The organism is Streptomyces sp. NPDC098101 (assembly GCF_044760185.1).
Taxonomy (GTDB): Bacteria; Actinomycetota; Actinomycetes; order Streptomycetales; family Streptomycetaceae; genus Streptomyces.
Genome location: NZ_JBIWAS010000004.1, coordinates 691826 through 717708 on the forward strand (window position 1 = coordinate 691826; position 25883 = coordinate 717708).

Annotated in this window: 18 protein-coding genes and 3 pseudogenes; 8 read left to right on the forward strand and 13 right to left on the reverse strand. The window is 72.3% G+C overall.

The features are described from left to right. Positions 1-23: 23 nt before the first annotated feature. Positions 24-287, forward strand: a complete 264-nt coding sequence (locus ACIQVI_RS21390) for a hypothetical protein (RefSeq protein ID WP_403598089.1) — start codon at positions 24-26, stop codon at positions 285-287. 52 nt (positions 288-339) lie between these two features. Here ACIQVI_RS21390 and ACIQVI_RS21395 read toward each other — a convergent pair whose 3' ends face one another. The 5 genes and pseudogenes from ACIQVI_RS21395 to ACIQVI_RS21415 form a co-directional block, all read right to left on the reverse strand. After that, positions 340-1797 (reverse strand): catalase, encoded by a 1458-nt coding sequence (locus ACIQVI_RS21395; protein ID WP_403598092.1) that lies wholly within the window; start codon positions 1795-1797, stop codon positions 340-342. Positions 1798-1933: 136 nt separating this feature from the next. Further along, the gene (locus ACIQVI_RS21400) at positions 1934-2821 is read right to left on the reverse strand and encodes a bile acid:sodium symporter family protein (protein WP_351971336.1); all 888 of its coding nucleotides are present in this window, start codon (positions 2819-2821) and stop codon (positions 1934-1936) included. Positions 2822-3398: 577 nt separating this feature from the next. Next, positions 3399-4168, reverse strand: a pseudogene (locus ACIQVI_RS21405) (transposase). Between the two features lie 38 nt (positions 4169-4206). After that, entirely contained in the window at positions 4207-4803 is a 597-nt protein-coding gene (locus ACIQVI_RS21410) for a hypothetical protein (protein WP_403598095.1), read from the reverse strand. A 264-nt stretch (positions 4804-5067) separates the two neighbouring features. Further along, the gene (locus tag ACIQVI_RS21415) at positions 5068-6387 is read right to left on the reverse strand and encodes a hypothetical protein (protein WP_403598098.1); all 1320 of its coding nucleotides are present in this window, start codon (positions 6385-6387) and stop codon (positions 5068-5070) included. 182 nt (positions 6388-6569) lie between these two features. Here ACIQVI_RS21415 and ACIQVI_RS21420 point away from each other — a divergent pair. Continuing rightward, positions 6570-7181, forward strand: a pseudogene (locus ACIQVI_RS21420) (transposase); the annotation flags it as partial. Between the two features lie 18 nt (positions 7182-7199). On the opposite strand, the gene ACIQVI_RS21425 reads toward ACIQVI_RS21420, so the two are convergent. Then, on the reverse strand, positions 7200-7679 hold the full coding sequence (locus ACIQVI_RS21425; protein WP_403598101.1) for a hypothetical protein: 480 nt from the start codon (positions 7677-7679) through the stop codon (positions 7200-7202). Between the two features lie 632 nt (positions 7680-8311). Here ACIQVI_RS21425 and ACIQVI_RS21430 point away from each other — a divergent pair. Next, a complete protein-coding gene (locus tag ACIQVI_RS21430; protein WP_403598103.1) occupies positions 8312-9679 on the forward strand; it encodes an MFS transporter in 1368 nt (455 codons plus the stop codon). 67 nt (positions 9680-9746) lie between these two features. Here the strand turns inward: ACIQVI_RS21430 and ACIQVI_RS21435 are convergent, their stop codons facing one another. The 6 genes from ACIQVI_RS21435 to ACIQVI_RS21460 all read right to left on the reverse strand — a co-directional run bounded on the left by ACIQVI_RS21435 (position 9747) and on the right by ACIQVI_RS21460 (position 16737). Beyond that, positions 9747-11642, reverse strand: a complete 1896-nt coding sequence (locus tag ACIQVI_RS21435) for a helix-turn-helix domain-containing protein (RefSeq protein ID WP_403598106.1) — start codon at positions 11640-11642, stop codon at positions 9747-9749. A 67-nt stretch (positions 11643-11709) separates the two neighbouring features. After that, the gene (locus ACIQVI_RS21440; protein WP_403598109.1) at positions 11710-12537 is read right to left on the reverse strand and encodes a 3-hydroxybutyrate dehydrogenase; all 828 of its coding nucleotides are present in this window, start codon (positions 12535-12537) and stop codon (positions 11710-11712) included. A 55-nt stretch (positions 12538-12592) separates the two neighbouring features. Further along, positions 12593-13075: an NUDIX hydrolase gene (locus ACIQVI_RS21445; protein WP_403598112.1), complete on the reverse strand. Its 483-nt coding sequence runs from the start codon at positions 13073-13075 to the stop codon at positions 12593-12595. A 148-nt stretch (positions 13076-13223) separates the two neighbouring features. Beyond that, entirely contained in the window at positions 13224-15197 is a 1974-nt protein-coding gene (gene lnt / locus ACIQVI_RS21450) for an apolipoprotein N-acyltransferase (protein ID WP_403598115.1), read from the reverse strand. A gap of 116 nt (positions 15198-15313) precedes the next feature. Continuing rightward, a complete protein-coding gene (locus ACIQVI_RS21455; RefSeq protein ID WP_121830882.1) occupies positions 15314-15880 on the reverse strand; it encodes a hypothetical protein in 567 nt (188 codons plus the stop codon). Positions 15881-15942: 62 nt separating this feature from the next. Then, complete coding sequence (locus ACIQVI_RS21460; RefSeq protein ID WP_351969476.1) at positions 15943-16737, reverse strand: aspartate/glutamate racemase family protein; 795 nt, start codon at positions 16735-16737, stop codon at positions 15943-15945. 556 nt (positions 16738-17293) lie between these two features. Between ACIQVI_RS21460 and ACIQVI_RS21465 the strand changes: the two are divergent. From ACIQVI_RS21465 to ACIQVI_RS21485, 5 genes and pseudogenes are all read left to right on the forward strand, one after another. Next, a pseudogene (locus ACIQVI_RS21465) lies at positions 17294-18364 on the forward strand (glycosyltransferase); the annotation flags it as partial. A gap of 433 nt (positions 18365-18797) precedes the next feature. Next, on the forward strand, positions 18798-19298 hold the full coding sequence (locus ACIQVI_RS21470) for a DUF6643 family protein (RefSeq protein WP_351969477.1): 501 nt from the start codon (positions 18798-18800) through the stop codon (positions 19296-19298). 54 nt (positions 19299-19352) lie between these two features. Next, positions 19353-20177, forward strand: coding sequence for an MOSC domain-containing protein (locus ACIQVI_RS21475; protein ID WP_403598120.1), 825 nt, complete (start codon positions 19353-19355; stop codon positions 20175-20177). 117 nt (positions 20178-20294) lie between these two features. After that, a complete protein-coding gene (locus ACIQVI_RS21480) occupies positions 20295-20909 on the forward strand; it encodes a hypothetical protein (RefSeq protein WP_403598123.1) in 615 nt (204 codons plus the stop codon). 177 nt (positions 20910-21086) lie between these two features. After that, positions 21087-23513: a right-handed parallel beta-helix repeat-containing protein gene (locus ACIQVI_RS21485; RefSeq protein WP_403598126.1), complete on the forward strand. Its 2427-nt coding sequence runs from the start codon at positions 21087-21089 to the stop codon at positions 23511-23513. On the opposite strand, the gene ACIQVI_RS21490 is transcribed toward ACIQVI_RS21485, so the two are convergent. After that, complete coding sequence (locus ACIQVI_RS21490) at positions 23483-25882, reverse strand: hypothetical protein (protein ID WP_403598129.1); 2400 nt, start codon at positions 25880-25882, stop codon at positions 23483-23485. The two genes, ACIQVI_RS21485 and ACIQVI_RS21490, sit on opposite strands and share 31 nt — an antisense overlap. Position 25883: the final 1 nt, after the last annotated feature.

The window sequence follows — 25883 nt, forward strand, 5'->3', positions numbered from 1 at the left end:
GGACCGCATGGGACCATCCGGGGATGCGCCTGACAGCCGACGGAACCACGCCGAACTCGCGGCTGGTCCTGGTGGACGTTCTCGAGACCGCCGACGGATACGCCTTCGAGCCGGCGCGCCCGTTCTTCCTGGCCGTCGGCGATCGCATCGCCTTCGAGAACGACAGACTCGTCGTCGTGCGGACCAGCGGCGAACGCCTGTCCCCGGCCGGAAACCGGTCCACTCGTTGCAAGCCCGGAGCCCTCCGTGATCACGGAGGGCTCCGGGCCACCGCCCCGAAGGGCTGAGCCGAACCCGGTGCGCGGATCTGCCGCTCGTCCGCCACCGTGCGCGAGTCCGTCAGCCGGATTTGGCGCGGACGCCCTCGGCGATGCGGTCGCCGATCGTCGCGTCGATGTTCCTCCAGTACGTGAAGGCGCGTTCGAGGACCGGTTCGCTCACCCCGTCGAGGAGGTGGCCGACGACGTTGTCCACGAGGCGGTCGCGGGCCGCGTCGTCGAGGACCTCGCGCACGAGGGTGCCGGGCTGGCCCCAGTCGTCGTCCTCCGGGTGCGAGACGTAGGCCGCCCGGGTGATCTCGCCGTCGGCGGACCAGCTCGGCGGGATGCCGTAACGCTCGGTGTCGGCGGCGGGGCCGCCCTTGGAGTTCGGCGCGTAGACCGGATCGGACGTCTTCCGGTAGGCCATCGCGCCGTCCTTGGAGTACGTGTGGACCTCGACGACGGGCGCGTTCACCGGCAGCTGCTGGTAGTTGGTGCCGATGCGGGCCCGGTGGGCGTCCGCGTACGAGAAGAGCCGGCCCAGCAGCATCCGGTCCGGGCTGGGGCCGATGCCGGGGACGAAGTTGTTCGGCTGGAAGGCGGCCTGCTCGATCTCGGCGTGGTTGTCGGTGGGGTTGCGGTCCAGCGTCATGCGGCCCACCGGGATGAGCGGGTAGTCGCCGTGCGGCCAGACCTTGGTGAGGTCGAACGGGTTGAACCGGTACGTCGCCGCGTCCTCGTACGGCATGACCTGCACGTGCAGCGTCCACGACGGGAAGTCCCCGTCCCGGATGTGCTCGAACAGGTCCCGCATGTGGAAGTCCGAGTCGGCGCCCGCCATCCGGTCGGCCTCGTCCTGGGGGAAGAACTCGACGCCCTGGTCGGTCTTGAAGTGGTACTTCACCCAGAACCGCTCGCCGGACGCGTTGATCCACATGTACGTGTGGGAGGTGTACCCGTTCATGTGACGCCAGGTCCGCGGAATACCCCGGTCACCCATCAGCCAGGTCACCTGGTGCGCGGACTCGGGCGAGAGCGTCCAGAAGTCCCACTGCATGTCGTGGTCGCGCAGGTTGTTGTCGGCGCGGCGCTTCTGGGACCGGATGAAGTGCTGGAACTTCATCGGGTCCTTCACGAAGAAGACCGGCGTGTTGTTGCCGACCATGTCGTAGTTGCCCTCGGACGTGTAGAACTTCACCGCGAAGCCCCGAGGGTCCCGCCAGGTGTCCGGGCTGCCGCGCTCCCCGGCCACGGTGGAGAAGCGGGCGACCAGGTCGGTGCGGACGCCCGGCTGGAACAGCGCCGCCTTGGTGTACCGGCTGACATCGTGGGTGACCTCGAAGTGCCCGAACGCCCCGCTGCCCTTGGCGTGCGGCTGGCGCTCGGGGATCCGCTCCCGGTTGAACTGCGCCATCTGCTCGATCAGATAGGCGTCCTGGAGGAGGACCGGCCCTCCGGGGCCCACGGTGAGCGAGTGTTCGTCGCTCTCCACCGGGGCGCCGGAATCGGTCGTGGTCGCAGGTCGGTTCTCGGTCATGGTTCCGTCCCTTTCGTCATGCACGCCCACCCTCTACCCGCTCGACGAAAGTTGCCACCGGAGACTTCGCGCCTGCCGCCGACCGGATGCCTGCCCGGGACCGAACGGACCAAGACCGGAACGAACGGTGCCCCGCTCAGTTCACGGGGGCCGGCTCCTCGGCGGTACGGGACCCCCGGGTCATCAGCATCCCCGCGAGCGCCGCGACGGGATACATGAGCACGCCGTAGACGGCGGCGGGCACGGCCAGACCGACGCTGCCGAGCACGCTGATGGCCAGGGTCATGGCGACGGCGCTGTTGTGCACGCCGATCTCCATCGAGCAGGCGATCGACTGCCGCTTGTCGAGCTTGAGCAGGCGCGGCGCGAAGTACCCGATCGTGAGGCTCACCACGCAGAAGGCCAGGGCCGCCGGACCGGCCTCCACGAGGTAGTCGACGATGTTGTCCCGCTCGGCCACCAGCGCGCCGATGATCACGGCGACGAGGACGACGACCGACAGCTGCCGCACCGGACGGTCCATGCGCCGCGCGAAGGCCTCCGACCGGCGGCGCACCACCAGACCGACCGCCACCGGCACGAGCACCAGGGCGAAGACCTGCAGCACCTTGCCGAACTGCAGACCCAGCCCGTCCTGCCCGATGTCCGGCTCGAAGTACCGAAGGGCGAAGTTGGTGATGATCGGCAGCGTGACGATGGCCAGCACCGCGTTCACCGCGGTGAGCGTGACGTTCAGCGCCACGTCGCCCCCGAAGAGGTGGCTGAAGAGGTTCGCCGTCGTCCCACCGGGCGAAGCGGCCAGCAGCATCATGCCCACGGCGAGCACCGGAGACAGCCCGAAGCCCACGACCAGCCCCAGACACACGACGGGCAGGAGCAGCAGCTGACAGCACATCGCCACGACGACGGCCCGGGGATGACGCCGCACCCGGCGGAAGTCGTCGATGGTCAAGGACAGGCCCAGCCCGAACATGATGACGGCGAGGGCGAGCGGAAGGAATACGGTGGCGAGGGGTGTGTCCATGCGCGGCTTCGTCTCCAGGGGCGAGGGTGGCGCGAGGGGAAAGTGCAGAACGACGGCTGCACCGCGCACCGTAGGCGCAGGCGTGAGCACTGTCAACATTAAGAGCGCACGTCCCGGCGACAGCCCGACCGAGCGGTGGACACCGCGCTCGGCACCTGCGTGCGGTCAATGCCAGGTCGGTACCGATCCCCCGAACCGCGCCGATGCGGCGCATCTCCAACAGTCCCATCAAGGCCGTCACGCCGTCTCTGACAGCGCCCCCACAATGGGCGCACGTACCCTCACGCCCATAACTATGGCATCCCACCACGTACGCCCCTGGCCTGCCACTTTCTACGGTGTGGCGACACTGAAACGTCCCCGCCCTTGCCTGGAAGTGGTGCACATGGGCCGCCGCAACGCCCTCTCCGACCCCACCCGGATCCCCCAAGCGGATCGTCGCTTCCAGCCTCATTGGCACCACCATCGAGTGGTTGTCACACTGGGGGCTGCCGCCACGCCGTTGTCCGCTAAGGGCTGTCCCGTAAAGATCTTCGAGTCAGTAGGGCCGTGATCGACTGCTGTCCGCTCGGCTCGCCTATCGGCCGAGTGCGAGGTTGTGCAGACGGGCGATGCCCCTCATCGCGGGATGGACGCCGTCGCCCTTCAACCGGCAGTCGCGGAGGATCTTCCAGGTCTTCATGCGGGCGAAGGCGTGCTCGACACGGGCGCGGACCTGACGGTGAGAAGTGTTGTGTTCTTCCTTCCAATCCGGCAGTTCGCTCTGCCCGCGCTCGCGACGGTGCGGGATCACCAGGCCGGTGCCCCGGTAGCCGCCGTCGGCGATGACGGTGGTGCGGCCGACGGCCTCCTCGGCTCCGGACAGTGCCCACGCCTTGCAGTCGTTGCGGTTGCCGGGCAACGGCCGGCCGACCACGACGACGCGCCGGGTATCGGCGTCGATGACGACCTGGTATTGGTGGAGTACCGGTAGTTCTTGGACCGCTCGGCCACCGTGTGATCGCGGGTGGGGACCAGAGTTCCGTCCACGATGAGCACGGTGTCCTTGCGGAACCGTCTGCGGGGCTTGAGCGCGAGCCGGGGGCCGAGGTGACCGACGATGCGGCCGGCCGCGGACTTCGAGACGCCGAAGAGCGGTGCGAGCTGACGCAGCGTCAGGTTGGTGCGCCAGTACGCGGCCACCAGGAGCAACCGGTCTTCCAGCGGAATCCCCCACGGCCGGCCGCGCCGAGCGATGTCGGCGCCTTCGCGCCGCAGCGCACGCACCACCCGGTTGAACTGGCGCGGAGCCACACCGGTGAACGGGACTATCCAAGACGGCTCCGAGGCCGTGATCACACCAGGCACGACAGAGATCATTTACATCGGCATCAGCCGGGGCAATCTCAGCCGAGGAAGTCCTTCCAGAGCGGGACGGATGCCTGCGGATTCCAGGGCGCGCCCTCATCGATCTCGCCGAACTCGCGGTCGATGTAGTCGGCCAGATCGTGGCCGTAGCAGATGATGTCGGCCCCCCACACCGACAGGACCGGATGTCCCGGAGTGTCGCGACCTGCGGGTATGAAGCGGTGCGCATAGACGGGAACGAGCCGTGGGGCTCGTACAAGTACCGCTCGGGCCACCTCCAAGGCCTCTTCCTTGGAGGTGGGACGCGCTCCCAGGGCCGGATGCCAGCCGCCATGAGCGACGTCGCCCAGCACTTCTCGTACCGGCCACTCCAGCCGATGGCGCAGGTCGTCTTCATCAGCGTGACGCCAGTCGGGCCAGGGCTGCTCCCATGCCGCGCCTTCCTCGGGAGGTGAAGCGACCGGCAGCCCTGCCGCCAGGAATGCACGATGCTCCGGGGAGAACTCGAACTCATAGGTCACCTCTATCCGGCTGAACTCTTCCTCCGTGAGCCCTGGAGCTATCTCACAGCAGTCCGCCTCCGCCAACCGCCGCGCGGCCTCCGCGCCCAACCGAGCGCCATCAAAGTCGATCACTCCGGCACCGTACACACGCTGCGTGCACGGCATCACATCTTTTCGAGCCTCGACTCGGGCCTCCAGGTCATTGCGGGACAGCCCTTAGGGCCGCCTCCAAGGTGCGCGAAAAATCCGGGATCGCGGTCGCCGAGATAGCCGCTCCAAAAGGCGCCATCCACAACTCATGACCATTGCTCTGCTGAGACAGACGTATAGCCAACGGTCACACTCCCTGGAACACGCTGATCAGCGTGATGCGCAGTGTCCACAAGCCGCAACGTCCTACGTCGATGCAGTGATGGGCACCGTGATCGACCTGGGCATCCAGCCGGGAACTCTTGAGTCCGGGGGGCGTAACGGTTCTACGTTCGCGCCTGCTTCTTGTGCAGCTGTGAGAGCCTCTCGCAACGTCCCCTTCCTGAGCGTGTCCGCGTGACACTGCCGGCACTCGCCTGAACGCTGGTGTCGAGACTCGATGTCTTCGACGGACGCACGTACGTGGGCAAAGGCGTCTGCGGGGGCGTCCGCGCGGATCGCGTACCACGTCCCGCTGTGCTCAGCTTCGGGAAGCCCAGCTGCAATCTCGGGGCGCTGGGGTGTGTACAGGGTGTCTACGTCGTGGCGGATGAGGAAGACCCGGTCGAGATAATCACAGGTGTCGGACCTTGGCGGATTACTGTCCAGCCACTGGAGTGCTTCCGCCCGGTTGCCTGGCCCCCAGAGCAGGTCGCAGGAGTACGTTGTGTGCTCGAAGAGTGTGTCGAAATGGAAGATCGTGGGGTCTTCGGCTGTTCCAGGTTCGAAAACGGCCTGGACGATGACGTATTGCCATTCGTCTTCATCGGTGTCCGATCGAAGGTTCTCCGCATGGCCGATAGAGACTGAGCCGGTGGCCGGGTTCCAGGCGATGGCGGTGGTGCGACGCTCCACCGGAGCGGGGTAGAGGCGCCCGCCCGGGGTGTCCTGACCCCAGAGCCGGTTAATCACCTCGGCCAGGTTGGAAAGAGTGCGAGCCGCCTCAACCGGGCCGTGGAGATGGAAGCTGCTCGGGTGAGCCACCATGTTCCTCAGGCTTGTGATGGCCTTCTCCCTGCCGCGGTTTCTTTGACCACGGAGAAGGCCCTCACGGCGGGCCCACCGGTACAAACCGTCGAGGGTCCCGTTGAAACCGATCCAGCTCCGGTCCGGGCCCATTTGGATTCTGGTGCCCTTGAGCTCCTTATACCTCTCCACGAAGTCGCCGTAGTCGGTTACGTCTTTCAGGACGTGCACCTCGCCTTCCTTCGTCCGCAGGGACACCTCGCCTTCGTGAAAGTTGATGAATCGGTCACGAAGGGCCTGCTCGAACGCGAGGAGTGCTGCATCGCCGACCATGGTGAACAGGTCGTAGCAGAGCACGCCATAGCGGTAGACGTGGCGCAGTTGCTCGAAGCGCTGCCGGGTACCGTCTGCCACCTCGTCGGCGAGTTCATACTGGGCGATCACGTGCTGCTGAAACTCCAGCGCATCCTCGGGACTCAGCCGCCCCCCGAACCCGTAGGGATTGAAGGGAAGTACGCGCTCGTCCACCGTTCGCAGGTCGGCCAATGACAACCGGTCCATCTAGAACCTCCTCAGGCATGTGAAGAACCTGCCATCATACGACCCAGAGCGCCACGTCAGTCTGGGGATTTCCGGATCGTCCATAGATTTGGGCTCGAGGTCATAAGAAGGGCTCCAGGAACGCGTGCTCCTGGAGCTCTTAGACATCGTTTCTTATGGCGTGATCGTTCGTTCTTCCGTGCATGACGGATCTGGTTGAGCGGTTGGTGCCGGACGAGTTGTGGTTGTTGTTCCGATGGGTGGTACCACCGACTGAGGTGATACGTCCGCAGGGCGGCGGCCGGCGCCGGGCGGGTGACCGCGAGGCTCTGGCTGCAATCATCTTCGTGGCGACGTCGGGCTGTACGTGGCGGCAGTTGCCGCCGGTGTTCGGGCCGTCCTGGCAGACGGTCTACCGGTGGTTCGCCCAGTGGAGCCGGGAGCAGGTCTGGGCGCGGTGCGCGATCGACTCGGTCAGTCTGCGGGCGGCAAAAGGGGGCCTTTGACTGGACCGAATCCGACCGACCGCGGCAAACTCGGATCGAAGATCCACCTGATCACCGACCGCAACGGACTGCCCCTGTCCCTGGGCATCTCCGGCGCGAACATGCACGACAGCCAGGGCCTGGAGCCGCTCGTCCGCGGCATCCCGCCCATCCGCTCCCGCCGCGGCCCCGGCTCCGCGAGCGCGGCATCCTCCACCGCATCGCCCGCAAGGGCATCGAATCCTCACAAAGGCTGGACCAACACCGCTGGGTCGTGGAGAGCACCGTCTCCTGGCTGACTGCCGACGGCTCCACCGCCGACTCGCCCGCATGGATGTGCAAGGGCATTCAGCGTGATGTTCCAACGCTGCTGGCCCAGACACGCAAGGGCGCGATCTCAAGCTCCGTCATGGCCTGCTCCAAGTGGCCCTCCGCCTCGTCCAGATCCGACCAGGCGACGGCGCCCGGCATGTTGTCGGCCAGAAACCCCTCGACGATCGGACCAAGACGGTCGGCAACCACGTAGGTGCCGTTGAACGGCAACTCGTCCGGAGGAACGGAGCCGGTCGAGCACCGGAGCTGCCCGGCCTGCCCGTCGTGCCACACATAGAACGTTGCCACTCCGGAGAAGCCCAGCTCGCGAATGCGTTCCCGGATGCCGGCAGCAGTCTGTTCGAAGGCAGCGACCACCTCGGCAGCGGACAACGGCCGCCCGTCCTCGTCCCCTGCACCCAGCGACCAGGTGTTGGTCTCCCACTCCACCCGCCGGTTACCCGGCTCCAATGCCAGCGGCTCTTCGGCCACCTCAGCGATCCATGTCAACAGCACTGAAGCAGTATCCCCGCCTGGAAGGGCGTAGGCCCCACCATAAGAAACGACCTATAAGCCGGACCGGAGCCGGACCGGCGACCGCCTCCCCTCGTCAGGGGCCCGCGAAGAGGGAACGGTGCCGCTCCTCGGCCCGTGCGGTCACGTGGTCCGGCGCGTCCCTGCCGGTGGACGTCGGTGTCAGCAGGGACGAGGAGCGGTGGTCCGATTTCACCGCGAGGTCGGCCCGTCCTGGTGCCACGAGGTCGTTGGCAACGCGCTGGACGTTCCGGCGGTCGGCGCAGCCAGGCGCCGCGCAGTCCGGGGACGTGAGCGACTCTTCAGAGCCGACGCTCTGCACACTGCCACTGCGCCTGATCCGTCGCACATGCGGTGTTTCCGCTCTCCGTAGTCAGCACCAAGTCAGCACGGGAGTCAGCACCGCATCGCCAAATCACCCGAGACCAGGGCAATAGAGATAGTCCTCGCTCAGCCCTCCCGGCCCTCCGGAAGGCCCACAAGGGTCTCTCATGGCGGCCGAGTGCACTCGTCTGCCCATAACTATGGTGTCCCACCACATACGCCCCTGACCTGCCACTTCCTACGGTGTGGCGACACCGAAACGTCCCCGCACATGCCTGGAAGTGGTGCACATGGCCGCCGCAACTCCCTCCCCGACGCCACCCGGTTCGCTCAAGCGGATCGTCGCCGCCAGTCTCATCGGCACCACCATCGAGTGGTACGACTTCTTCTTGTACGGGTCCGCCGCGGCGCTCGTGTTCAACAAGTTGTTCTTTCCCGAGTCCGATCCGCTGGTGGGCACGCTGCTGTCGTTCCTGACGTATGCCGTCGGGTTCGCCGCGCGGCCGCTCGGGGCGCTGGTGTTCGGGCACTACGGTGACCGGCTCGGGCGGAAGAAGCTGTTGGTGCTCAGCCTGCTGTTGATGGGCGGGGCGACGTTCGCCATCGGGCTGTTGCCGACGCACGCGACGATCGGCTCCGCCGCGCCCGTGCTGCTGACCGTGCTGCGGCTCGTGCAGGGCTTCGCGCTCGGTGGGGAGTGGGGCGGGGCCGTACTGCTCGTGTCCGAGCACGGGGACGCCAAGCGGCGCGGGTTCTGGGCCTCGTGGCCGCAGACCGGCGCGCCCGCCGGGCAGTTGCTCGCCACCGGGGTGCTCTCCGCGCTGACCGCGCTGCTCTCGGAATCCGCCTTCGTCTCCTGGGGCTGGCGCGTCCCGTTCCTGCTCTCCGGCGTCCTCGTGATCGTCGGCCTGTGGATCCGCCTCTCGGTCGACGAGTCGCCCGTCTTCAAGGCCGCGCTCGCCGCCGCCGAGGAGCGCAAGGCCGTCGCCGGGCAGGTCGAGAAGATGCCGCTCGTGGCGGTGCTGCGCCACCACTGGCGGGACGTGCTCATCGCGATGGGCGCCCGCATGGCGGAGAACATCTCGTACTACGTGATCACCGCGTTCATCCTGGTGTACGCGACCACGCAGGTCGGGCTCTCCAAGCAGACCGCCCTGAACACCGTCCTCATCGGCTCCGCCGTCCACTTCGCGGTGATCCCGCTGTGGGGCGCGCTGTCCGACCGGCTCGGGCGCCGGCCGGTGTACCTGATCGGCGCGGTGGGCGTCGGGGCCTGGATGTTCCCCTTCTTCACGCTCATCGACCGGGGCACCTTCGGCAGCCTGCTGCTCGCCGTCACGGTCGGCCTGGTCCTGCACGGGGCGATGTACGCCCCGCAGGCCGCCTTCTTCTCCGAGATGTTCGCGACCCGGGTGCGTTACTCCGGCGCCTCCATCGGCGCCCAGTTCTCCTCCGTCGCCGCCGGCGCGCCCGCCCCGCTCATCGCGACCGCGCTGCTCGCGGACCACGGCACCTCGACGCCGATCTCCCTGTACGTGATCGCCGCCGCGCTGCTCACCGTCGTCGCGATCGCCTGCGCCCGCGAGACCCGCGACAGCGACCTCGGCGACGTCGCCGAGCGGGCCCCCGAGGACTCCCGCGTCCGCGCCGACGCCTGATCCACGGGACGTACGAAGGCCCCGGGCCCCGCTCGCCGTGAGCGGGGCCCGGGGCCCTTCCCGTACGTCATCTCCCTCCGACCGCGTCCGAGAGGGCGTGCAGCCGCAGCGCCAGCTGGATCTCCAGGGCGCGCGAAGGGGACTGCCAGTCGGGGCCGAGGAGCCGGCCGATCCGCTCCAGGCGCTGGGCCACCGTGTTGACGTGGACGTGGAGTTCGTCCTTGGTACGGGCGGGACTCATGCCGCTCGCGAAGTACGCGTCCAGGGTGCGGACCAGCTCAGTGCCGCGCCGCCGGTCGTAGGCGACGACCTGGCCGATCGTACGGTCGACGAAGCCGCCGATGTCCCTGCCGTCGGCGAGCAGCAGGCCGAGGAAGCCGAGGTCCTCGGCGGCGGCGCCCTGGCCGGAGCGGTGCAGGAGCCGCAGCGCGTCGAGGCAGCGGCGGGCCTCCTCGTACGCGCCGGCCACCTGGTCCGGGTGGTCCAGGGGCGCCCGTACGGGGTCGGAGGCGCCGACGGTGACCTGTTCGCGCAGGGTGCCGCCGAGGTTCCTGGCGGTCTGCCGGGCGAGTTCGGCGGCGCTCTCGCCGGGGCCGAGCGGCAGGAGGAGGACCGTGCCGCCGTCGCGCGCGGAGGCCAGTCCGTGGCGGGTGGCGGCCAGATGGGAGGCGGCCGACCACAGGCGCTGCCGGTCGGCGCTCTCGCGGCGGCCCGCGTCGGTGTCGGCGCCGCCGCCCGCGGCCCGGTCGATGCGGGCGGCGAGCACCACGTGCGGGGCCTCGCTGTCGGTGCGGAGGCGGGCGGCGCGCTCGCGCAGCAGGCGGCGGTCCCGGTCGGGGGCGTCGAGCAGGTCGTCGAGGAGCTCGCCCCGCACCCGCCGCTCGGCCTCGCCCGCCGAGCGGCGGGCCAGCAGCAGGAGGGAGGTGACCAGGGCGGCGCGCTCCAGGGTGCGCTGGTCGACGGGGTCGAGGTCGGGCCGGCCGTGCAGGACGAGGGTGCCCAGGGCCTCGCCGCCGGCGGAGACCGCGGCGACCCAGTCGTCGCCCTCGCGGACCGCGTGGCCCCCGGCGCGGCGCGCGGAGCCCGCGCCCGTCTCGGTGAACTCGACGGTTCCGCCCAGGACTTCGGAGACGGCGCGGGCCACGTCGTGGACGCCGCCGCCGTGCAGGACCAGTTCGGAGAGCCGGTCGTGGACCTCGGAGGCCCGCTCGATGACGCCGCTGTGCTCGCGGATGATGTCGTTGGCCCGCTCCAGCTCGGCGAGGGCCGAACGGGTCTCGGCGAGGAGGTTGGCCGTGTCGATGGCGACGGCGGCGTGCGCGGCGAAGGAGCCGAGCAGCGCGACCTGTTCGCGCTCGAAGACCCTGGCCCTGCGGTCGGCGGCGAAGAGGACGCCGATGACCTGGCTGCCGAGGCTGAGCGGCACCCCGAGGATGGCGACGAGGCCCTCGTCCCGTACGGCCGTGTCGATGGTCCGGGTGTGCTGGAAGCGGGCGTCGTCGAAGTAGTCGTCGGTGACGTAGGGGCGGGCGGTCTGGGCGACGAGGCCGCCGAGCCCCTCGCCCATGCCCAGTCTGAGCTGCTGGAAGCGGGCGGAGACGGAGCCCTCGGTGACCCGCATGTACGTGTCGCCCGCCGCCGGGTCGTTGAGGCTGAGGTAGGCGACCTCGGTGCCGAGCAGGGAGCGGGCGCGCTGGACGATGGCGCGCAGGACCGCGTCGAGGTCGCGGAGTCCCGCGAGGTCGTGGGCGGTCTCGAAGAGCGCGGAGAGCTCCGCCTCGCGCCGCCGCCGCCCCTCCAGCTCGGCCCGGACCCGCAGGGCGAGCTGCTTGGCCTCTTCGAGGTCGGCCAGCGCCTCGGGGCCCGCGCCGCTCGCACGGGCGAGCAGCACGGGCCGGTCGTAGGCCTCCGTCGCGGCTCCCCGTGCGAGGAGTTCGAGGTAGGAGACGTGTTCGTGGGACATGGACACAGGGATACCTGCCGTACGTGTGGTCGCACCACCCCTGTGGACAACCTTCACAGGGGCACCTTCAGTGGGCGGTCCAGCCGCCGTCGAGGGTGAGGGAGGTGCCGGTGATGAACGAGGCCTGCGGCGTGCAGAGGTAGAGGACGGCCTCGGCGACCTCCTCCGGTTCGATGAGCCGCTTGAGCGCCGAGTCCTTGAGCAGGACGTCCGAGAGGACCCGCTCCGGCGGGATGCCGTGGGCGGCGGCCTGGTCGGCGATCTGGCGTTCGACGAGCGGGGTGCGGACGTAGCCGGGGTTGACGCAGTTGGAGGTGACCCCGTGCGGGGCGCCTTCGAGGGCGGCGGTCTTGGACAGGCCCTCCAGACCGTGTTTGGCGGCCACATAGGCGGACTTGAAGGCGGAGGCGCGCAGCCCGTGGACGGAGGAGATGTTCACGATCCGCCCCCAGCCCTGGCCGTACATGTGCGGGAGGGCGCCCCGGATGAGCCGGAAGGGCGCCTCCAGCATCACGGTGAGGACGGTGTGGAAGACGTCCGGCGGGAACTCCTCGATGGGGCGCACGAGCTGGAGTCCGGCGTTGTTGACGAGGATGTCCGCACCGGCCGCGGCCGTCTCCGCGGCGTCCAGGTCGGTCAGGTCGAGCAGCCGCGGTTCGAGCTCCCCGGGGAGTCCGGAGGCCTCTCCGGCCAGGATGTCCAGGCCTTCGGCGGCCCGGTCGACGGCTCTGACCCGGGCCCCGGCGGCGGCCAGCCGCAGCGCGCAGGCGCGTCCGATGCCGCCGGCCGCGCCGGTGACGAGCGCGGTGCGGCCGGTGAGGTCGAGGGCGAGTCCGGCCGCGTGGGGCAGGGGTGCGGCGAGGTCGGTACCGGGGGCGGTGACGGGAGCGCTCATGCTCCGCACCCTATGAAGGGCCCCTTTCCCCACCGATGTGCGTCGGGCCCATAGTTCAGCTGGTTGCTGTGGTGCGGAACCATGTGGGTTCGTCGGCGAGCGCCTTCTCGATCCGCAGGAGGGAGAAACGCTTCATCTCCGGCAGGTCGTCCACGGCGAACCAGCCGACCTCGGTGGACTCCTCGTCGTTGACCCGCGCCTCCCCGCCGACGGCCCGGCAGCGGAAGGTGACGTCCATGAACTGGCACTGGTCGCCGTTGGGGTAGACGACGGGCTTGCGCAGGGTCTCGACGATCACGATCCGCTCGACCTCGCAGCGCACGGCGGTCTCCTCGTACACCTCGCGCACCGCGCAGTCGGCGGGCTGCTCGCCCGGCTCGACGATGCCGCCGATGATCGCCCAGCGCCCGTTGTCGGAGCGCCGGCCGAGCAGCACCCGGCCCCGGTCGTCGAACACGACGGCGCTCACCCCGGGCAGGAAGAGGAGCTGGTGACCGGCCGTCTCGCGCAGGGTGCGGATGAAGTCAGGAGTAGCCATGGACCGACCCTAGATCATGTACGGCGGCCCCTCGGCGACCCCTCAGCGACCCCTCGGCGGACCCCGGGCCGCCTCCCGGGCGACCCTCCACCGGCTCCCGGCCGGTCCCCCGTGCCCCCGGGTCCGGCCCGCTCCCGGTCGCCCCGGCTCACTCCGCCCGCGTGCGGCGGGCCCGTACCGAACGGAGCGCCGACCAGCCCAGACCTGCGGCGGCGAGCGCCGCGAGGAGGGCCTCGGGCAGGGTGCCCATGCGGGTCGCGGGGGTCTGCGAGGAGCGCAGCGGCACCTTCTCGACCAGGACGTCCGGGGTGAACATCCTCGTCTGCGCGACGACCTCGCCGTCGGGGCGGATGACCGCGCTCACCCCGCTGGTGACGGGCACGACCACGGCCCGGCTGTGCTCGACGGCGCGCACCCGGGACATCGCGAGCTGCTGGTAGGTCATCTCGCTGCGGCCGAAGGTGGCGTTGTTGCTGGGGACGGTGATGAGCTGCGCGCCATGGGTGACGGTGTCGCGCACGGCCCAGTCGAAGGCCGCCTCGTAGCAGGTGGCGAGGCCGACCTTGGTGCCCGCGAGGTCGAAGACGCCGACCTCGTGCCCGGCGCCGAAGTCGCGGCTCACCCGGTCCACGTTGCTGTTGAAGATCCGCACGAGGGGCCGCATCGGGATGTACTCGCCGAAGGGCTGGACGTGCCGCTTGTCGTACGTGGCGACCGGGCCGCGTCCGGGCTCCCACTGGATGAGGGTGTTGCGGAGCTTGCCGGTCTCGGGGGCGATGACGGCGCCGATCACGGTGGGCGCGCCGATCGCGCGGACGGCCTCGTCGATGACGTCGGCGGCGTCGGCGTTCGCGTACGGGTCGATGTCCGAGGAGTTCTCCGGCCAGAGGACGAAGTCGGGCTGCGGCTCGCGCTTCTCCTTCACCGCCTCGGCCAGCTCGCGGGTGCGGGCGGCGTGGTTGTCGAGGACGGCCCGGCGCTGGGCGTTGAAGTCGAGGCCGAGGCGGGGGACGTTGCCCTGGACGGCGGCGACGGTGGCGGTGCCGTCCTCGGCGGAGTCGTCGACGAGCGGCAGCGCGGCGAGCGCGCCGGTGACCGGGAGGAGCACGGCGAGCGCGGCGGCGACGAGCGGGCCGCGCGGGGCGGTGCGGATGCCGCGCGGGGCGGTGCGGATGCCGCGCGGGGCGGTGCGGATGCCGCGCGGGGCGGTGCCGGTCCCGGCGTCGGTGGTGGGGCGGGGCGGGGCGGTATCGGTGGCGGACGGGGTATCGCCGGTGGTGTCCGGGGCGGAAGCGCCCGAGGCGGTGGCGCCGGAAGCCGTGGCGCCGGTGTCCGGGGCGGAGTTGCCGGAAGCGGCGGAGGTGGCGTCCGGAGTGGTGCTGCCGGAAGCCGTAGCGGAGGCGCCGGGGGCAGTGGTGGCGTCCGGAGCAGCGGTGCCGGAAGCCGTGGCAGGGGCGTGCGGAGCCGAGGACCCCGGAGCGGTGGCAGAGTTCTCGGACTCGCCCCGGGCGCGCCGGGCGCGGACCTGCCGGGCCGTCTCGTACAGGCCGAAGCCGCAGAGGGCAACGGCGAAGCCGAGCAGGGGGGTGCCGCCGACGGCGGCGAGCGGCAGGAAGACGCCGTCGGCCTGGCCGAAGGCGATCTTGCCCCAGGGGAAGCCGCCGAAGGGCACGCGCGCGCGTGCCCCCTCCGCGAGGATCCACACCCCGGCGGCGAAGAAGGGCCACCACGGGAGCCGGGAGACGGCCGCGACGCCGAGGCCCGCGGCGGCCACGAAGAGGGCTTCGACGGCGGCGAGCGCGAGCCACGGGCCGGGGCCGACCTCCTCGCCGGTCCACACGAGGAGCGGGAGCAGGAAGCCGAGGCCCGCCAGGTACCCGAGGCCGAAGCCGGCGCGGAGGCGGCGGCCCCGCAGGGCCCAGCCGAGCAGGGCGAAGGCGGGCGGCGCGAGCCACCACAGGGGACGCGGCGGGAAGCTCAGGTAGAGCACGAAACCGGACAGCAGGGCCGCCGCGGGCCGGGCGAACCGCCGCAGCCGGTGGGCCGGCGCGGGTGCGGTGTCGGTTTCGGACGCGTCCACGGAGGTGTCGGAGGCGTCGACGGGGGTGGTGGTGGCGCTCACCCTGCGGAGTCTACGGGGCGCCCCCGTCCGCCGGGCGTCCGGTGCGGTCCGGCTCGCGACCTGCGCGGACGCGGCCGCCCGGGAGGCGGAACACCCGCCTCCGGAGGGTGGGCCCCTCACGCCCCCGTCGCCGCGGGCGGACCCGGCGGGGTCAGACGGCGCAGGCGGTCGCGGATGACGCGGACGGCGGACTCGGCGCCGTCGACGGTGACCGTGAAGGTGTGGCCGTCGTCCAGGCGCAGGACCAGTCCCTCGCCCCGCCGGACGATCACGGCCGTGCCCTTCTCGGGACGCCAGCGGTAGCCCCAGCCGCCCCAGTGGCGCGGGGTGACGCTCGGGGCGAAGTCGGCGCCGACGACGTGGGAGAGCGGGATGCGGCGGCGCGGCAGGCCGATGTGGCCGCAGCGGACCTCCATGGCCCGGTCGTCGACCTTCACGGCCACGTGGACGAAGGCGAGGGTGCCGAAGAGGACGAGCAGTCCGACCGTGACGCAGCCGATCACGGCCATGAGGAGGGCCGCGATGCCCGAGGTCCACTGCAGCTGGACCGCGAGGGCGATCCCCAGGGCCATGCAGGCGGCGCCGGCCGCGGCGGCCACCCACTGGAAGCGGTTGGTGGCGCGGCCGGTCCAGACGGCGGGTGTCCGTTCGTCGGCACGGGGGTCCCGGGAATATTCCCTCATATCGGAAAGAATACCCAGATCCGACCGGGACGGCCCGCCGGAAAGGAGCCCTTCCGTCACGCTCAGTGAGCGGGGGCGGTCTCCGCGAGGCGGCGGCCCTCGGCGTAGGCGAGGGCCGGGGCGGGGAGCCGTCCGGGGCGTCCGCTGAGGAGGACGGAGAGGGTGCCGGTGGGCTCGGCACCGGGGGCGGGCTCGGCACCGATCCGGCGCAGCGCCTGGGCGGCGACGGCGTCGGCGGAGCCGTGGAAGACGAGGGGCGGGAGACCCGCCCGGCGGCGCGCCTCCAGGGCGGCGAGGATGCGCTCCTCGACCAGTTCGTAGTGGGTGCAGCCGAGGACGACGGCGCGGACGTCGGTCGGGGTGAGCGCGGCCGCGGCGGCGACGGCCCGGTCCACGGCCTCCTGGTCGGCGTGCTCGACGGCGTCCGCGAGGCCGGGGCAGGGCACCTCGGTGACCTCGGCGTCCCCGGCGAAGTCGCGGATGAGGCCGCGCTGGTAGGCGCTGCCGGTGGTGGCTGGGGTGGCCCAGATGGCGATCTTGCCGCCCCCCGCGGCGGCGGGCTTGATCGCGGGCACGGTGCCGATGACGGGGACGCCCGGTTCGAGGGCGGCGCGCAGGGCGGGCAGGGCGTGCACGGTGGCGGTGTTGCAGGCGACGATCAGCGCCTGCGGGCGGTGCTCGGCGGCGGCGAGCGCGACGTCGAGCGCGCGCCCCGTGAGGTCCTCGGGGGTGCGCGGGCCCCACGGCATTCCGTCGGGGTCGTTGGAGAGGAGGAGATCCGCGTCCGGCCGGAGCCGGCGCACCGCGGCCGCCGCCGGGAGCAGGCCGATTCCGGAGTCCATGAGCGCGATCTTCACCCGGTCACCCTAGCCGATGAGCCCTTCGTCCCCCTCGTTCTGGGGCAGACTGCCGCGAATGAGCACCCTTGCCTGGTTCGCGTCCGTCTCCCTGGCCGCCTGGGTCTGGCTCCTCCTCGGCCAGGGGTTCTTCTGGCGCACGGACCAGCGGCTGCCGACCGCGCGCGACGGCGGGCACGCGTGCGGGGGGTCGGCTGCCCGACCACGACCCGGCCGCGCCGAGCCTGCCGGCGGGCACGCGCGCACGGGGTCGGCCGGGAAGCCGGGCCCCGCCCTCGCCGGGCACGCGCGCGAGGAGCCGGGCGCGGGACCGCCCGAAGAGCCAGGTGCGGGGTCGCGCGAAGAGCCGGGCCCGGCGGGACCGCCCGAAGAGGCGGACACGAGGCCGAACGAAGAGGCAGGTGCGGGATCGCGCGAAGGGGCAGACGCAAAGCCGCACGAGGAAGCAGGCGCGGGACCGCGCGAAGAGGCAGACACAAAGCCGCGCGGGGAAGCAGGCGCGGGACTACGCGAAGAGGCAGACGCAAAGCCACGCGAGGAAGCAGGCGCGGGACCGCGCGAAGAGCCCGTCACATGGCCGCGCGTGGCAATCGTCGTCCCCGCACGGGACGAAGCCGGAGTACTCCCCCTGAGCCTCCCGTCGCTGCTCGCGCAGGACTATCCGGGGGTCGCGGAGGTGGTCCTCGTCGACGACGGGAGTACGGACGGCACGGGAAGGCTCGCCGTCGAGCTGGCCGGCCGGTGCGGCGGGCTGCCGCTGACCGTGGCGTCGCCGGGCGAGCCGGAGCCGGGGTGGACGGGGAAGCTGTGGGCGCTGCGGCACGGCATGGCGCTGGCACGCGCGCGTGAGCCGGAGTTCCTGCTCCTGACGGACGCGGACATCGCCCACCGGCCGGACAGTCTGCGCCTCCTCGTGTCGGCGGCGGTGGAGAACGACCTGGACCTGGTGTCGCAGATGGCCCGGCTGCGGGCCGAGAGCGCGTGGGAGCGCCTGATCGTGCCGGCGTTCGTCTACTTCTTCGCGCAGCTCTATCCCTTCCGCTGGATCAACCGGGCGCGGCCCCGGGCGACGGCGGCCGCGGGCGGCTGCGTGCTGCTGCGGACGGAGACGGCGGTGGCGGCGGGGGTGCCGGAGGCGATCCGGCAGGCGGTGATCGACGACGTGTCGCTGGCGCGGGCGGTGCGGCGGGCCGGCGGGCGGATCTGGCTGGGCCTGGCGGATCGGGTCGACAGCGTCCGCCCGTATCCGGGGCTCGGCGAGCTGTGGCGGATGGTGTCGCGGAGCGCGTACGCGCAGCTGCGGCACAGTCCGCTGCTGCTCCTGGGGACGGTCGCGGGGCTCGTGGTCGTCTATCTGGTGCCGCCGGCGGCCCTGGTGGCGGGCGCGGCGGCCGGGGACGCGCCGGCTGCCTGGATCGGGGGCGCGGCCTGGGCGGTGATGGCGGGGTCGTACGTGCCGATGCTCCGTTACTACCGGCAGCCGCTGTGGCTCGCCCCGCTGCTGCCGTTCACCGCGCTCCTCTATCTGCTGATGACGGTCGACTCGGCGGTGCTGCACCACCGGGGGCGGGGCGCGGCGTGGAAGGGGCGGACGTACGCGCGTCCCGAAGCGGCGCCGGACCGGTGAACGCGCGCCTCCGTCCGGGGCCTTCGCGGAAATCGCATTTTCGATACGGGTAGTAGCGTTTTCAATTACGGGGAGTAGTGTCGTCAATTCGGCGCGTACACATCACCCTCCGGACGCCGGATTGACGGTCAATCAAGGGCACCCAATCGAGAAGCGTCCAATCATGCCCATGATCACTCCCCGCGCCTTCTCGGCACTTTTTCTTTATGTGTTCTTCATGCCGGGGGCACCGGTCGGCTCTGCCCCGCCCCCGTCCCACCCCCGACCCACCGGTAACCCCCTCCGAACTCGGGTTTTACGTGATCTTGAGACAAGAAGCCGTCCGTTTTTGTCACGTTCGCTCGGATTGGGGATCCGACGCGTCACGAAGCCCGTCAAACAACCTTCTAATCGGTCTCCCCAAGCGGCACATCGTGGGCTTAACTTATGTGCCATGACCTCCCCCCGCTCCACCTATGGAGGCGGTTACCACACCGCGCCGTCCTTCCCGGACACCCCGATCTACGACTCCCTGGTCGCGGAGCGGGGCACGCCTCAGATCGCCCCGATCCGAGTGCCCGCCGCCTACGACACCGGCAGCAGCTTCCCCACCGGTGGAAGCGGCTCCTACCTGCCGGCGCTCCCCTCGGCGCTGCCCGCCCTCCCGGCGGCGTCCACCCCCCAGCCCGCCCCCGCCTACAACGGCGGCTACGGCTACCCCCAGCCCTCGCCGCAGATGGCCCCCGTGCCCCTGCAGCAGGCGCCCGCCCCGTACATCCCGCAGCAGCCGTCGGCCCCGCGCGGCTACCCGGGCGGTCCGTACCCGCAGCAGCCCCGTCCGGCGGCCGCCGGTTACGAGGCGATGCGTCCGGCGGCGCCCCGGCCCGCCCCGGTCCCGGCCCCCGCCCCGTACGCGGACCCGTACAACCGGCCCTACCAGGGCGGGGGTTACTGACCGCCCCCGTAAACCGGCGGGCCCCCGGGCCGGAGCGGCTGGCAGGATGACTCCATGTCCACTCCCGCACTCCGCTCCGTCCACGTCCACCCGGTGAAGTCCATGCGCGCGCTGACGTACCAGGAGGCCGAGGTACAGCCCTGGGGGCTGGCCGGAGACCGTCGCTGGACCGTCGTCGACGCGGCGGGCAAGGTCGTGACCCAGCGCCGTCACCCCCGGATGGCGCTGGCCACGGCCGAACCACTGCCCGGCGGCGGGGTCGTCCTGTCGGCGGACGGGCACCCGTCGCTGGCGGTCGAGGTGCCGCACCCCTCGGCCACCGTCACGGTGGACGTGTTCGACCGGCCCGTGGAGGCGGTCCCCGCCGGTTCCGGCGCGGCCGCGTGGCTCTCGGCCTTCCTGGAGGGCGACTTCCGGCTCGTCCACATGGACGCGCCCGAGCACCGGCGCCCGGTGGACCCCGTGTACGCGCTGCCCGGCGAGACGGTGAGCTTCGCGGACGCCTATCCGCTGCTCGTCACCACCACCGCCTCGCTCGACGCCCTCAACTCCCTGATCGCCCGGGGCGACCGGGCCGAGGAGGGCCCCCTGCCGATGAACCGGTTCCGGCCGAACCTGGTCGTCGAGGGGACCGGGCCCTGGGCGGAGGACGCCTGGACCCGGATCGCCGTCGGAGAGGTCACCTTCCGGATCGCCCGGGCCTCCGGGCGGTGCGTCGTCACCACGACCGACCAGCTCACCGCCGCGCGCGGCAAGGAGCCGCTGCGGACCCTCGCCCGGCACCGCAAGAGCGACGGCCGGGTCGTCTTCGGCCAGAACCTCGTCCCCGAGCACCCCGGCACAGTCCGGGTCGGCGACGCCGTCAAGATCCTCGACTGACCCTCCCCCGGGCGGGGCGCGCGTCACACTTCACCGGCCCGCCGGGCGGGGAACCCGCCCCCGGGGCACACTCGTCGGAGGAGTCGGAGAAGCGGCGAACGACGAGGGGGTCCGGACGTGCGCGCAGCCCTGGGACTCCGGCGCTGGCGGCACAATCCCCTGCGCCGGACCACGGACCTCGTCGAGGCGTGGGTCGCCCTCACCGCCGTCGTGCTGTTCTGCGTCGGGGTGCCCCTGGCCGGCTGGATCGCCGGCGCGTCCGCGCACGACTCGCTCCGGGTCGCGGTCCGCGTCCAGGAGGAGCGGCGGACGCAGACGACGGCCCGGGTGCTGCGGCCCGCCGACCCGCCCGCGAGCGGCACCGGGACCGGGACCGCCGAGTCCGGCGGGGAGGAGCGGTTGCGCCGCTCCGTGGTGGCCCGCTGGACCGCCCCGGACGGGTCGCCCCGTACGGGAACGGTGACGACGTTCCGACGGCACTCGGCGCCCGGCGACACCTTCTCCCTGTGGACCGACCGGGACGGGCGCCCGGTGACGCCGCCGATGCGCGCGGACACCGCCCGCGCCCACGCGATCACCGCCGGGCTCACGGCCGCGCTCCTCAGCGGTCTCCTGGTGGAGACCGTCCGCCGGCTCGCGGTCCGCAGGCTCGTCCTGACGCGGTACGCGCGCCTCGACCGGGCGTGGGCCGCGGTCGGTCCCGACTGGGGCCGCACCGGCACCGGAAGCTGACCGGGTGCGACCGGGTCCGACCGCTCCGGACCGCCCCGGACCGGCGGTGACGCACCCCGGGCACCCGCGCGTTTCCGGTACGGACGGGGGTACGCGACCCGTCGGCCCCACGCCGCCGCGCGCGCTACGGTGGGGCATCGGATCAGCGGCAAGGCACGACGGGGGCAGGACACACCCATGGCACAGGGCACGGTCCAGGTGACGCACACCGGCACATCGAGGTGGCGGCGCCGCACGGGTGAGTACCCCTCCCTCGCCGCCGCCCTGGAGGCCGCGGGCGACGGGGACGTGCTCACCGTCGCCCCGGGGACCTACCGGGAGAACCTGGTGGTGCGGCGGGCCGTCACCCTGCGCGGCCCCGAGGGCGGGACCGGCCCGGTCCGGATCGCGCCCCCGGACGGGGTCCCGCTGACCGTCCGCGCCTCCGTCGTCCTCCAGGACCTGCACATCGAGGGCCAGGACGTGGCCGCGCCCGCGCTGCTCGTCGAGGAGGGCACGCCCGAGCTGCTCGACCTGCGGATCATGACCCGCTCGGCCGCCGGGATCGAGGTGCGGGGCGCGGCCCGGCCCACGGTCCGCCGCTGCACCGTGGACAACGCGGCCGGGATCGGCATCGCCGTGCTGGACGGCGCGGGCGGGGTGTTCGAGGAGTGCGAGGTGGTGTCCGCCGGGCAGGCGGGCGTCTCGGTGCGGGGCGGCGCGCACCCGCGCCTGGAGCGCTGCCGGGTGCACCACGCCTCCGGCGCCGGAATCGCCGTCACCGGCGAGGGCAGCGCCCTGGAGGGCGTGGGCTGCGAGGTGTACGAGATCAAGGGCGCCGGGCTCCAGATCGCGTCCCGGGCCACCGCCCACCTCACCGACTCCTCGGTGCACCGCACGTCGGCGGACGGCATCACCCTCGACACCGACGCCGTCCTCACCCTCTCCGACTGCGACATCCACGACATCCCGGAGAACGCGGTGGACCTGCGCTCCCGCTCGGTCCTGACGCTCACCCGGTCGACCGTCCGCCGCTTCGGCCGCAACGGCCTGTCGGTGTGGGACCCGGGCACCCGGGTGGACGCCAACCAGTGCGAGATCCACGACAGCACGGGCGACTACCCGGCGGTGTGGGTGAGCGACGGGGCGACCGCCGTCCTCGACGCCTGCCGGGTGCACGACGTGCCGGACGCGCTGTTCGTCCTCGACCGGGGCTCGCGCGTGGACGTGGTCGACAGCGACCTGTCCCAGGTGCGGAACACGGCGGTGTCGGTGAGCGACGGGGCGACGGCCCAGCTCGACGACTGCCGCATCCGGGAGGCGTCCACGGGCGCCTGGTTCCGGGACCACGGCAGCGGCGGCACCCTGGCCGGCTGCGCGATCGACTCCGTGCAGACCGGGGTCATCGTCACCAAGGGCGCCGACCCCACGATCGACCGGTGCACGGTCACCTCGCCCGCCGAGGCCGGTTTCTACGTGTCGGCGGAGGGCCGCGGCTCCTTCCACGGCTGCCGGGTGACGGGCAGCGGCGGATACGGCTTCCACGTCACGGACGGCTGCCGGACGACCCTGCGCAAGTGCCGTACGGAGCGGTGCGCGCGCGGCGGTTACGAGTTCCCGGAGGAGGGCGCGGTCGCCGAGGAGTGCACCAGCGACGAGAGCGCGGTCCGCTCCTCCGTGCCCGCCTCCTCCGCGTCCGGCTCCTCCCCGGCCGGCGGCACGGTCCTGACGGAGACGCGGACGGCCGGGCTGCTCGGCACCGTACCGGCCTCCCGGCCCCCGGCCGCCCCGGCGCCGGAGCCCGCCCCGGAGGCCCGCTCCTCGCAGGACGTGCTCGGCGAACTGGACGCCCTGGTGGGCCTGGAGAGCGTCAAGCACGAGGTGCGGACCCTCACCAACATGATCGAGGTGGGGCGCAGGCGCCAGGAGGCCGGGCTCAAGGCGGCCTCGGTCCGCCGCCACCTGGTCTTCACGGGCAACCCGGGCACGGGCAAGACCACGGTGGCCCGGCTGTACGGCGAGATCCTCGCCTCGCTCGGGGTCCTGGAGCGCGGGCACCTGGTGGAGGTGTCCCGGGTGGACCTGGTCGGCGAGCACATCGGCTCGACGGCGATCCGCACCCAGGAGGCCTTCGACCGGGCGCGCGGCGGGGTGCTGTTCGTCGACGAGGCGTACGCGCTGTCGCCGGAGGACTCGGGCCGCGACTTCGGCCGCGAGGCGATCGACACCCTGGTGAAGCTGATGGAGGACCACCGGGACGCGGTGGTGGTCATCGTCGCCGGGTACACGGCGGAGATGGAGCGCTTCCTCACCGTGAACCCGGGGGTGGCCTCGCGCTTCTCACGGACCATCACCTTCGGCGACTACGAGCCGGAGGAGCTGCTGCGGATCGTGGGGCAGCAGGCGGACGAGCACGAGTACCGGCTCGCCCCGGGCACGGACGAGGGGCTGCTCGCCTACTTCGCGAAGCTGCCGAAGGGCCCGGCCTTCGGCAACGGGCGCACGGCGCGGCAGACCTTCGAGTCGATGGTGGAGCGGCACGCGGGGCGGGTCGCCGCGCTCGCCGAGCCGAGCACGGACGACCTGACCCTGCTCTATCCGGACGACTTGCCCGAGCTTCCCTGACCGGGATCCCCCCGGCCCGGCGCGTCCCGCTCCGGCGGCTCCCCTGCTCCGCGCTGCCGGGGCAGGGCGGACGGGAGCCGGGCGAGGAGGCCGCCCCGGCAGTGGGAGAAGCCCGGGTCGGCCTGGTAGTCGGAGTGGCCCAGGATCGGTTCGGGCAGCGGGTGGTCGCGGGTGCGCCCGTAGGCCACGGGGTCGAGCAGGACCGGCTCGTCGACGGCGGGCCGCCCGTCCTCTGCGAGGACCCGTACGGGCCCGCCGATCGGGTCGGTGGCGCGGTACAGATTGCTCCAGCAGTGGACCGTGCGGTTCAGGGAGCGCAGCGCCTCGGGGCCGAAGTAGGCCGGGAACCAGCGTCCGTAGAGCCGCTCAAGGGGTGAGCCGTAGGTGAGCAGGGCGACCCGGCGGCGGGTGGCGGGCTCGATCTGCCAGACGGCGGCCGCGGCCAGGACGCTGCCCTGGGAGTGCCCGGAGATGACGAGCCGGCCGCCGGTGCGCCGGGTCCAGGAGCTCATCCGCCAGGTGAGGTCGGGGACCGCGCGCTCGGCGTAGCAGGGCGGGGCGAAGGGGTGGGCGGCGCGGGGCCAGAAGGTGCCGACGTCCCAGAGGATGCCGATGGTGCGGCGGGCGGAGGGATCCCGGTAGGCGCGGCGGCCCCAGGTGACGAAGAGCAGGAAGCCGAAGCCGATCATCCAGGAGCCGAGGGCCTGGGTGGCGGAGGCCAGGGAGGCGAGGGCGGGATGGGCGCCGTCGAAGGCCCGGCCGGGCACGTTCCCGCTGGCCCAGGCGCCGACGACGGAGGCGGCGCCGAGGAGCAGGGTGGCGCCGGAGACGACGCCGACGAGGACGGGCGCGGAGTCGGTGAGCGCCGCCCGGGCCCTGCCGGTCGCGATCTGTCCCGTACGGACCGGGTCGCGTTCGTCGGCGGCGGCGTAGTCGGCCTCGACCTCGGGGCGCAGCCGCCGGGCGGCGAGCAGGGTCCGCGCGACGAGCAGGGCGGCGGGCACGGCGAGGAGGAGCAGCAGGACGGGGATGACGGACGCCTGCCAGCTGAGCAGGACGGGCGGGCTTATCCGGGGCCCGGGGTCGCCCATGCCGGGGGTGGCCGGTCCGTCGAGCCAGTCGGCGACGCGCTGGGCGACGCCGCCGGACATGACCCCGCCGAGGGCGCAGGCGAGCATGGCGACGGCGGGCCCGCCGAGCCCGCGCAGGGCCGTACGGGGGTCCCGGCGGGGGCGCTGGAGGAGGAGGGCGACCGCGCCGAGGGCGACGACGAGGGCGCCCTGGGCGACGGTGAGGGCGCTGAAGACGGCGTCTCCGGGGAGGGTTCCGGAGGAGGTCCAGCCGGGGCGGGACCAGCCGGCGTACAGGGCGGCGAGCGCGAGGAGGGCGAGGGAGGCGCCGGGCAGCCAGGAGACCAGGACGCGTTCGAGCCGCAGGTCGAGGCGGTTCTCGCTGCGCCCGCGCCGGCAGACGACCCAGAGGACGACGAGGGCGAAGGCGGCGACGGCGGCCTGGAGGATCCGGCCGGGGACGGCTCCGGCCCCGGGCGCGGCGGTGTCGTGGCGGGCGGCGGCCGTGACGAGGGCGGCGGCGACGGTCAGGAACCCGGCGGCGGTGTGGGCGGCCCTGAGCCGGGCGACGATGCGGCGGCCGTACCAGAACCCGGGGCGGCCGAGGGCGGCGCGGGACCCCGCGTCGACCGTGGTGTCCCCCGGCGTCGGCGGCGGGTTGTCGTAGCCGGTGGGCGGGCGCTGGGCCTCGTACGCGCTCCACGTGCGGTTGGACAGGTACCAGAGCAGGCCGACGAGGACGGTCGGCACGAGGGCGGCGACGGCGAGGCGGCGGCCGGGCACGGACCACCAGCCGCCGCGCTCGGCGGAGAGGAAGCCCAGCCAGGAGGCGGAGTCGACGCAGGCGGGGGCGGCGGCGCACTGCCAGGCCGTCAGGTCGAGCGCGACCTCGCAGGCGGCGGCGGTGAGCAGGACGGTGAGGGTGAGGGCGACGAGCCGGACGAGGACCCCGTAGAACCGGACGAGCCGGGAGCCGCCCCGGCCGGGCGGGCGCATCCAGTGCGCGAGGTTGGCGACCATGAAGGGCAGGAGCAGCAGCCACAGGGCGCGGGTGCCGTCGCCGGAGGTGAGGTTGGACCAGCAGTACGCCTCCGGGACCGGGCGTCCGGCGTACCGCTCGGGGTGGTCCTCGGCGTCGGCGTCCTCGGTCCGCCGGTACACGGCGGCGGTGCCGTCGCCGGTGATCCGTACGGTCCTGGGGTCGTCGAGCATGTCCTGGGGGGTGGCTCCGCCGACTCCGTGGACGAGGAGTTCGAGCGCCGCGTCCCCGCTCTCCGGGACGGGTGTGGCAGGGGACACT

Coding starts and splice junctions, on each gene's coding strand:
- ACIQVI_RS21395 (WP_403598092.1), bottom strand. CDS start 1,797: ATGACCGAGAACCGACCTGCGACCACGACCGATTCCGGCGCCCCGGTG.
- ACIQVI_RS21440 (WP_403598109.1), bottom strand. CDS start 12,537: ATGAGCGCTCCCGTCACCGCCCCCGGTACCGACCTCGCCGCACCCCTG.
- ACIQVI_RS21415 (WP_403598098.1), bottom strand. CDS start 6,387: ATGGACCGGTTGTCATTGGCCGACCTGCGAACGGTGGACGAGCGCGTA.
- ACIQVI_RS21430 (WP_403598103.1), top strand. CDS start 8,312: ATGGCCGCCGCAACTCCCTCCCCGACGCCACCCGGTTCGCTCAAGCGG.
- ACIQVI_RS21470 (WP_351969477.1), top strand. CDS start 18,798: ATGACCTCCCCCCGCTCCACCTATGGAGGCGGTTACCACACCGCGCCG.
- ACIQVI_RS21400 (WP_351971336.1), bottom strand. CDS start 2,821: ATGGACACACCCCTCGCCACCGTATTCCTTCCGCTCGCCCTCGCCGTC.
- ACIQVI_RS21475 (WP_403598120.1), top strand. CDS start 19,353: ATGTCCACTCCCGCACTCCGCTCCGTCCACGTCCACCCGGTGAAGTCC.
- ACIQVI_RS21485 (WP_403598126.1), top strand. CDS start 21,087: ATGGCACAGGGCACGGTCCAGGTGACGCACACCGGCACATCGAGGTGG.
- ACIQVI_RS21455 (WP_121830882.1), bottom strand. CDS start 15,880: ATGAGGGAATATTCCCGGGACCCCCGTGCCGACGAACGGACACCCGCC.
- ACIQVI_RS21390 (WP_403598089.1), top strand. CDS start 24: ATGCGCCTGACAGCCGACGGAACCACGCCGAACTCGCGGCTGGTCCTG.
- ACIQVI_RS21435 (WP_403598106.1), bottom strand. CDS start 11,642: ATGTCCCACGAACACGTCTCCTACCTCGAACTCCTCGCACGGGGAGCC.
- ACIQVI_RS21445 (WP_403598112.1), bottom strand. CDS start 13,075: ATGGCTACTCCTGACTTCATCCGCACCCTGCGCGAGACGGCCGGTCAC.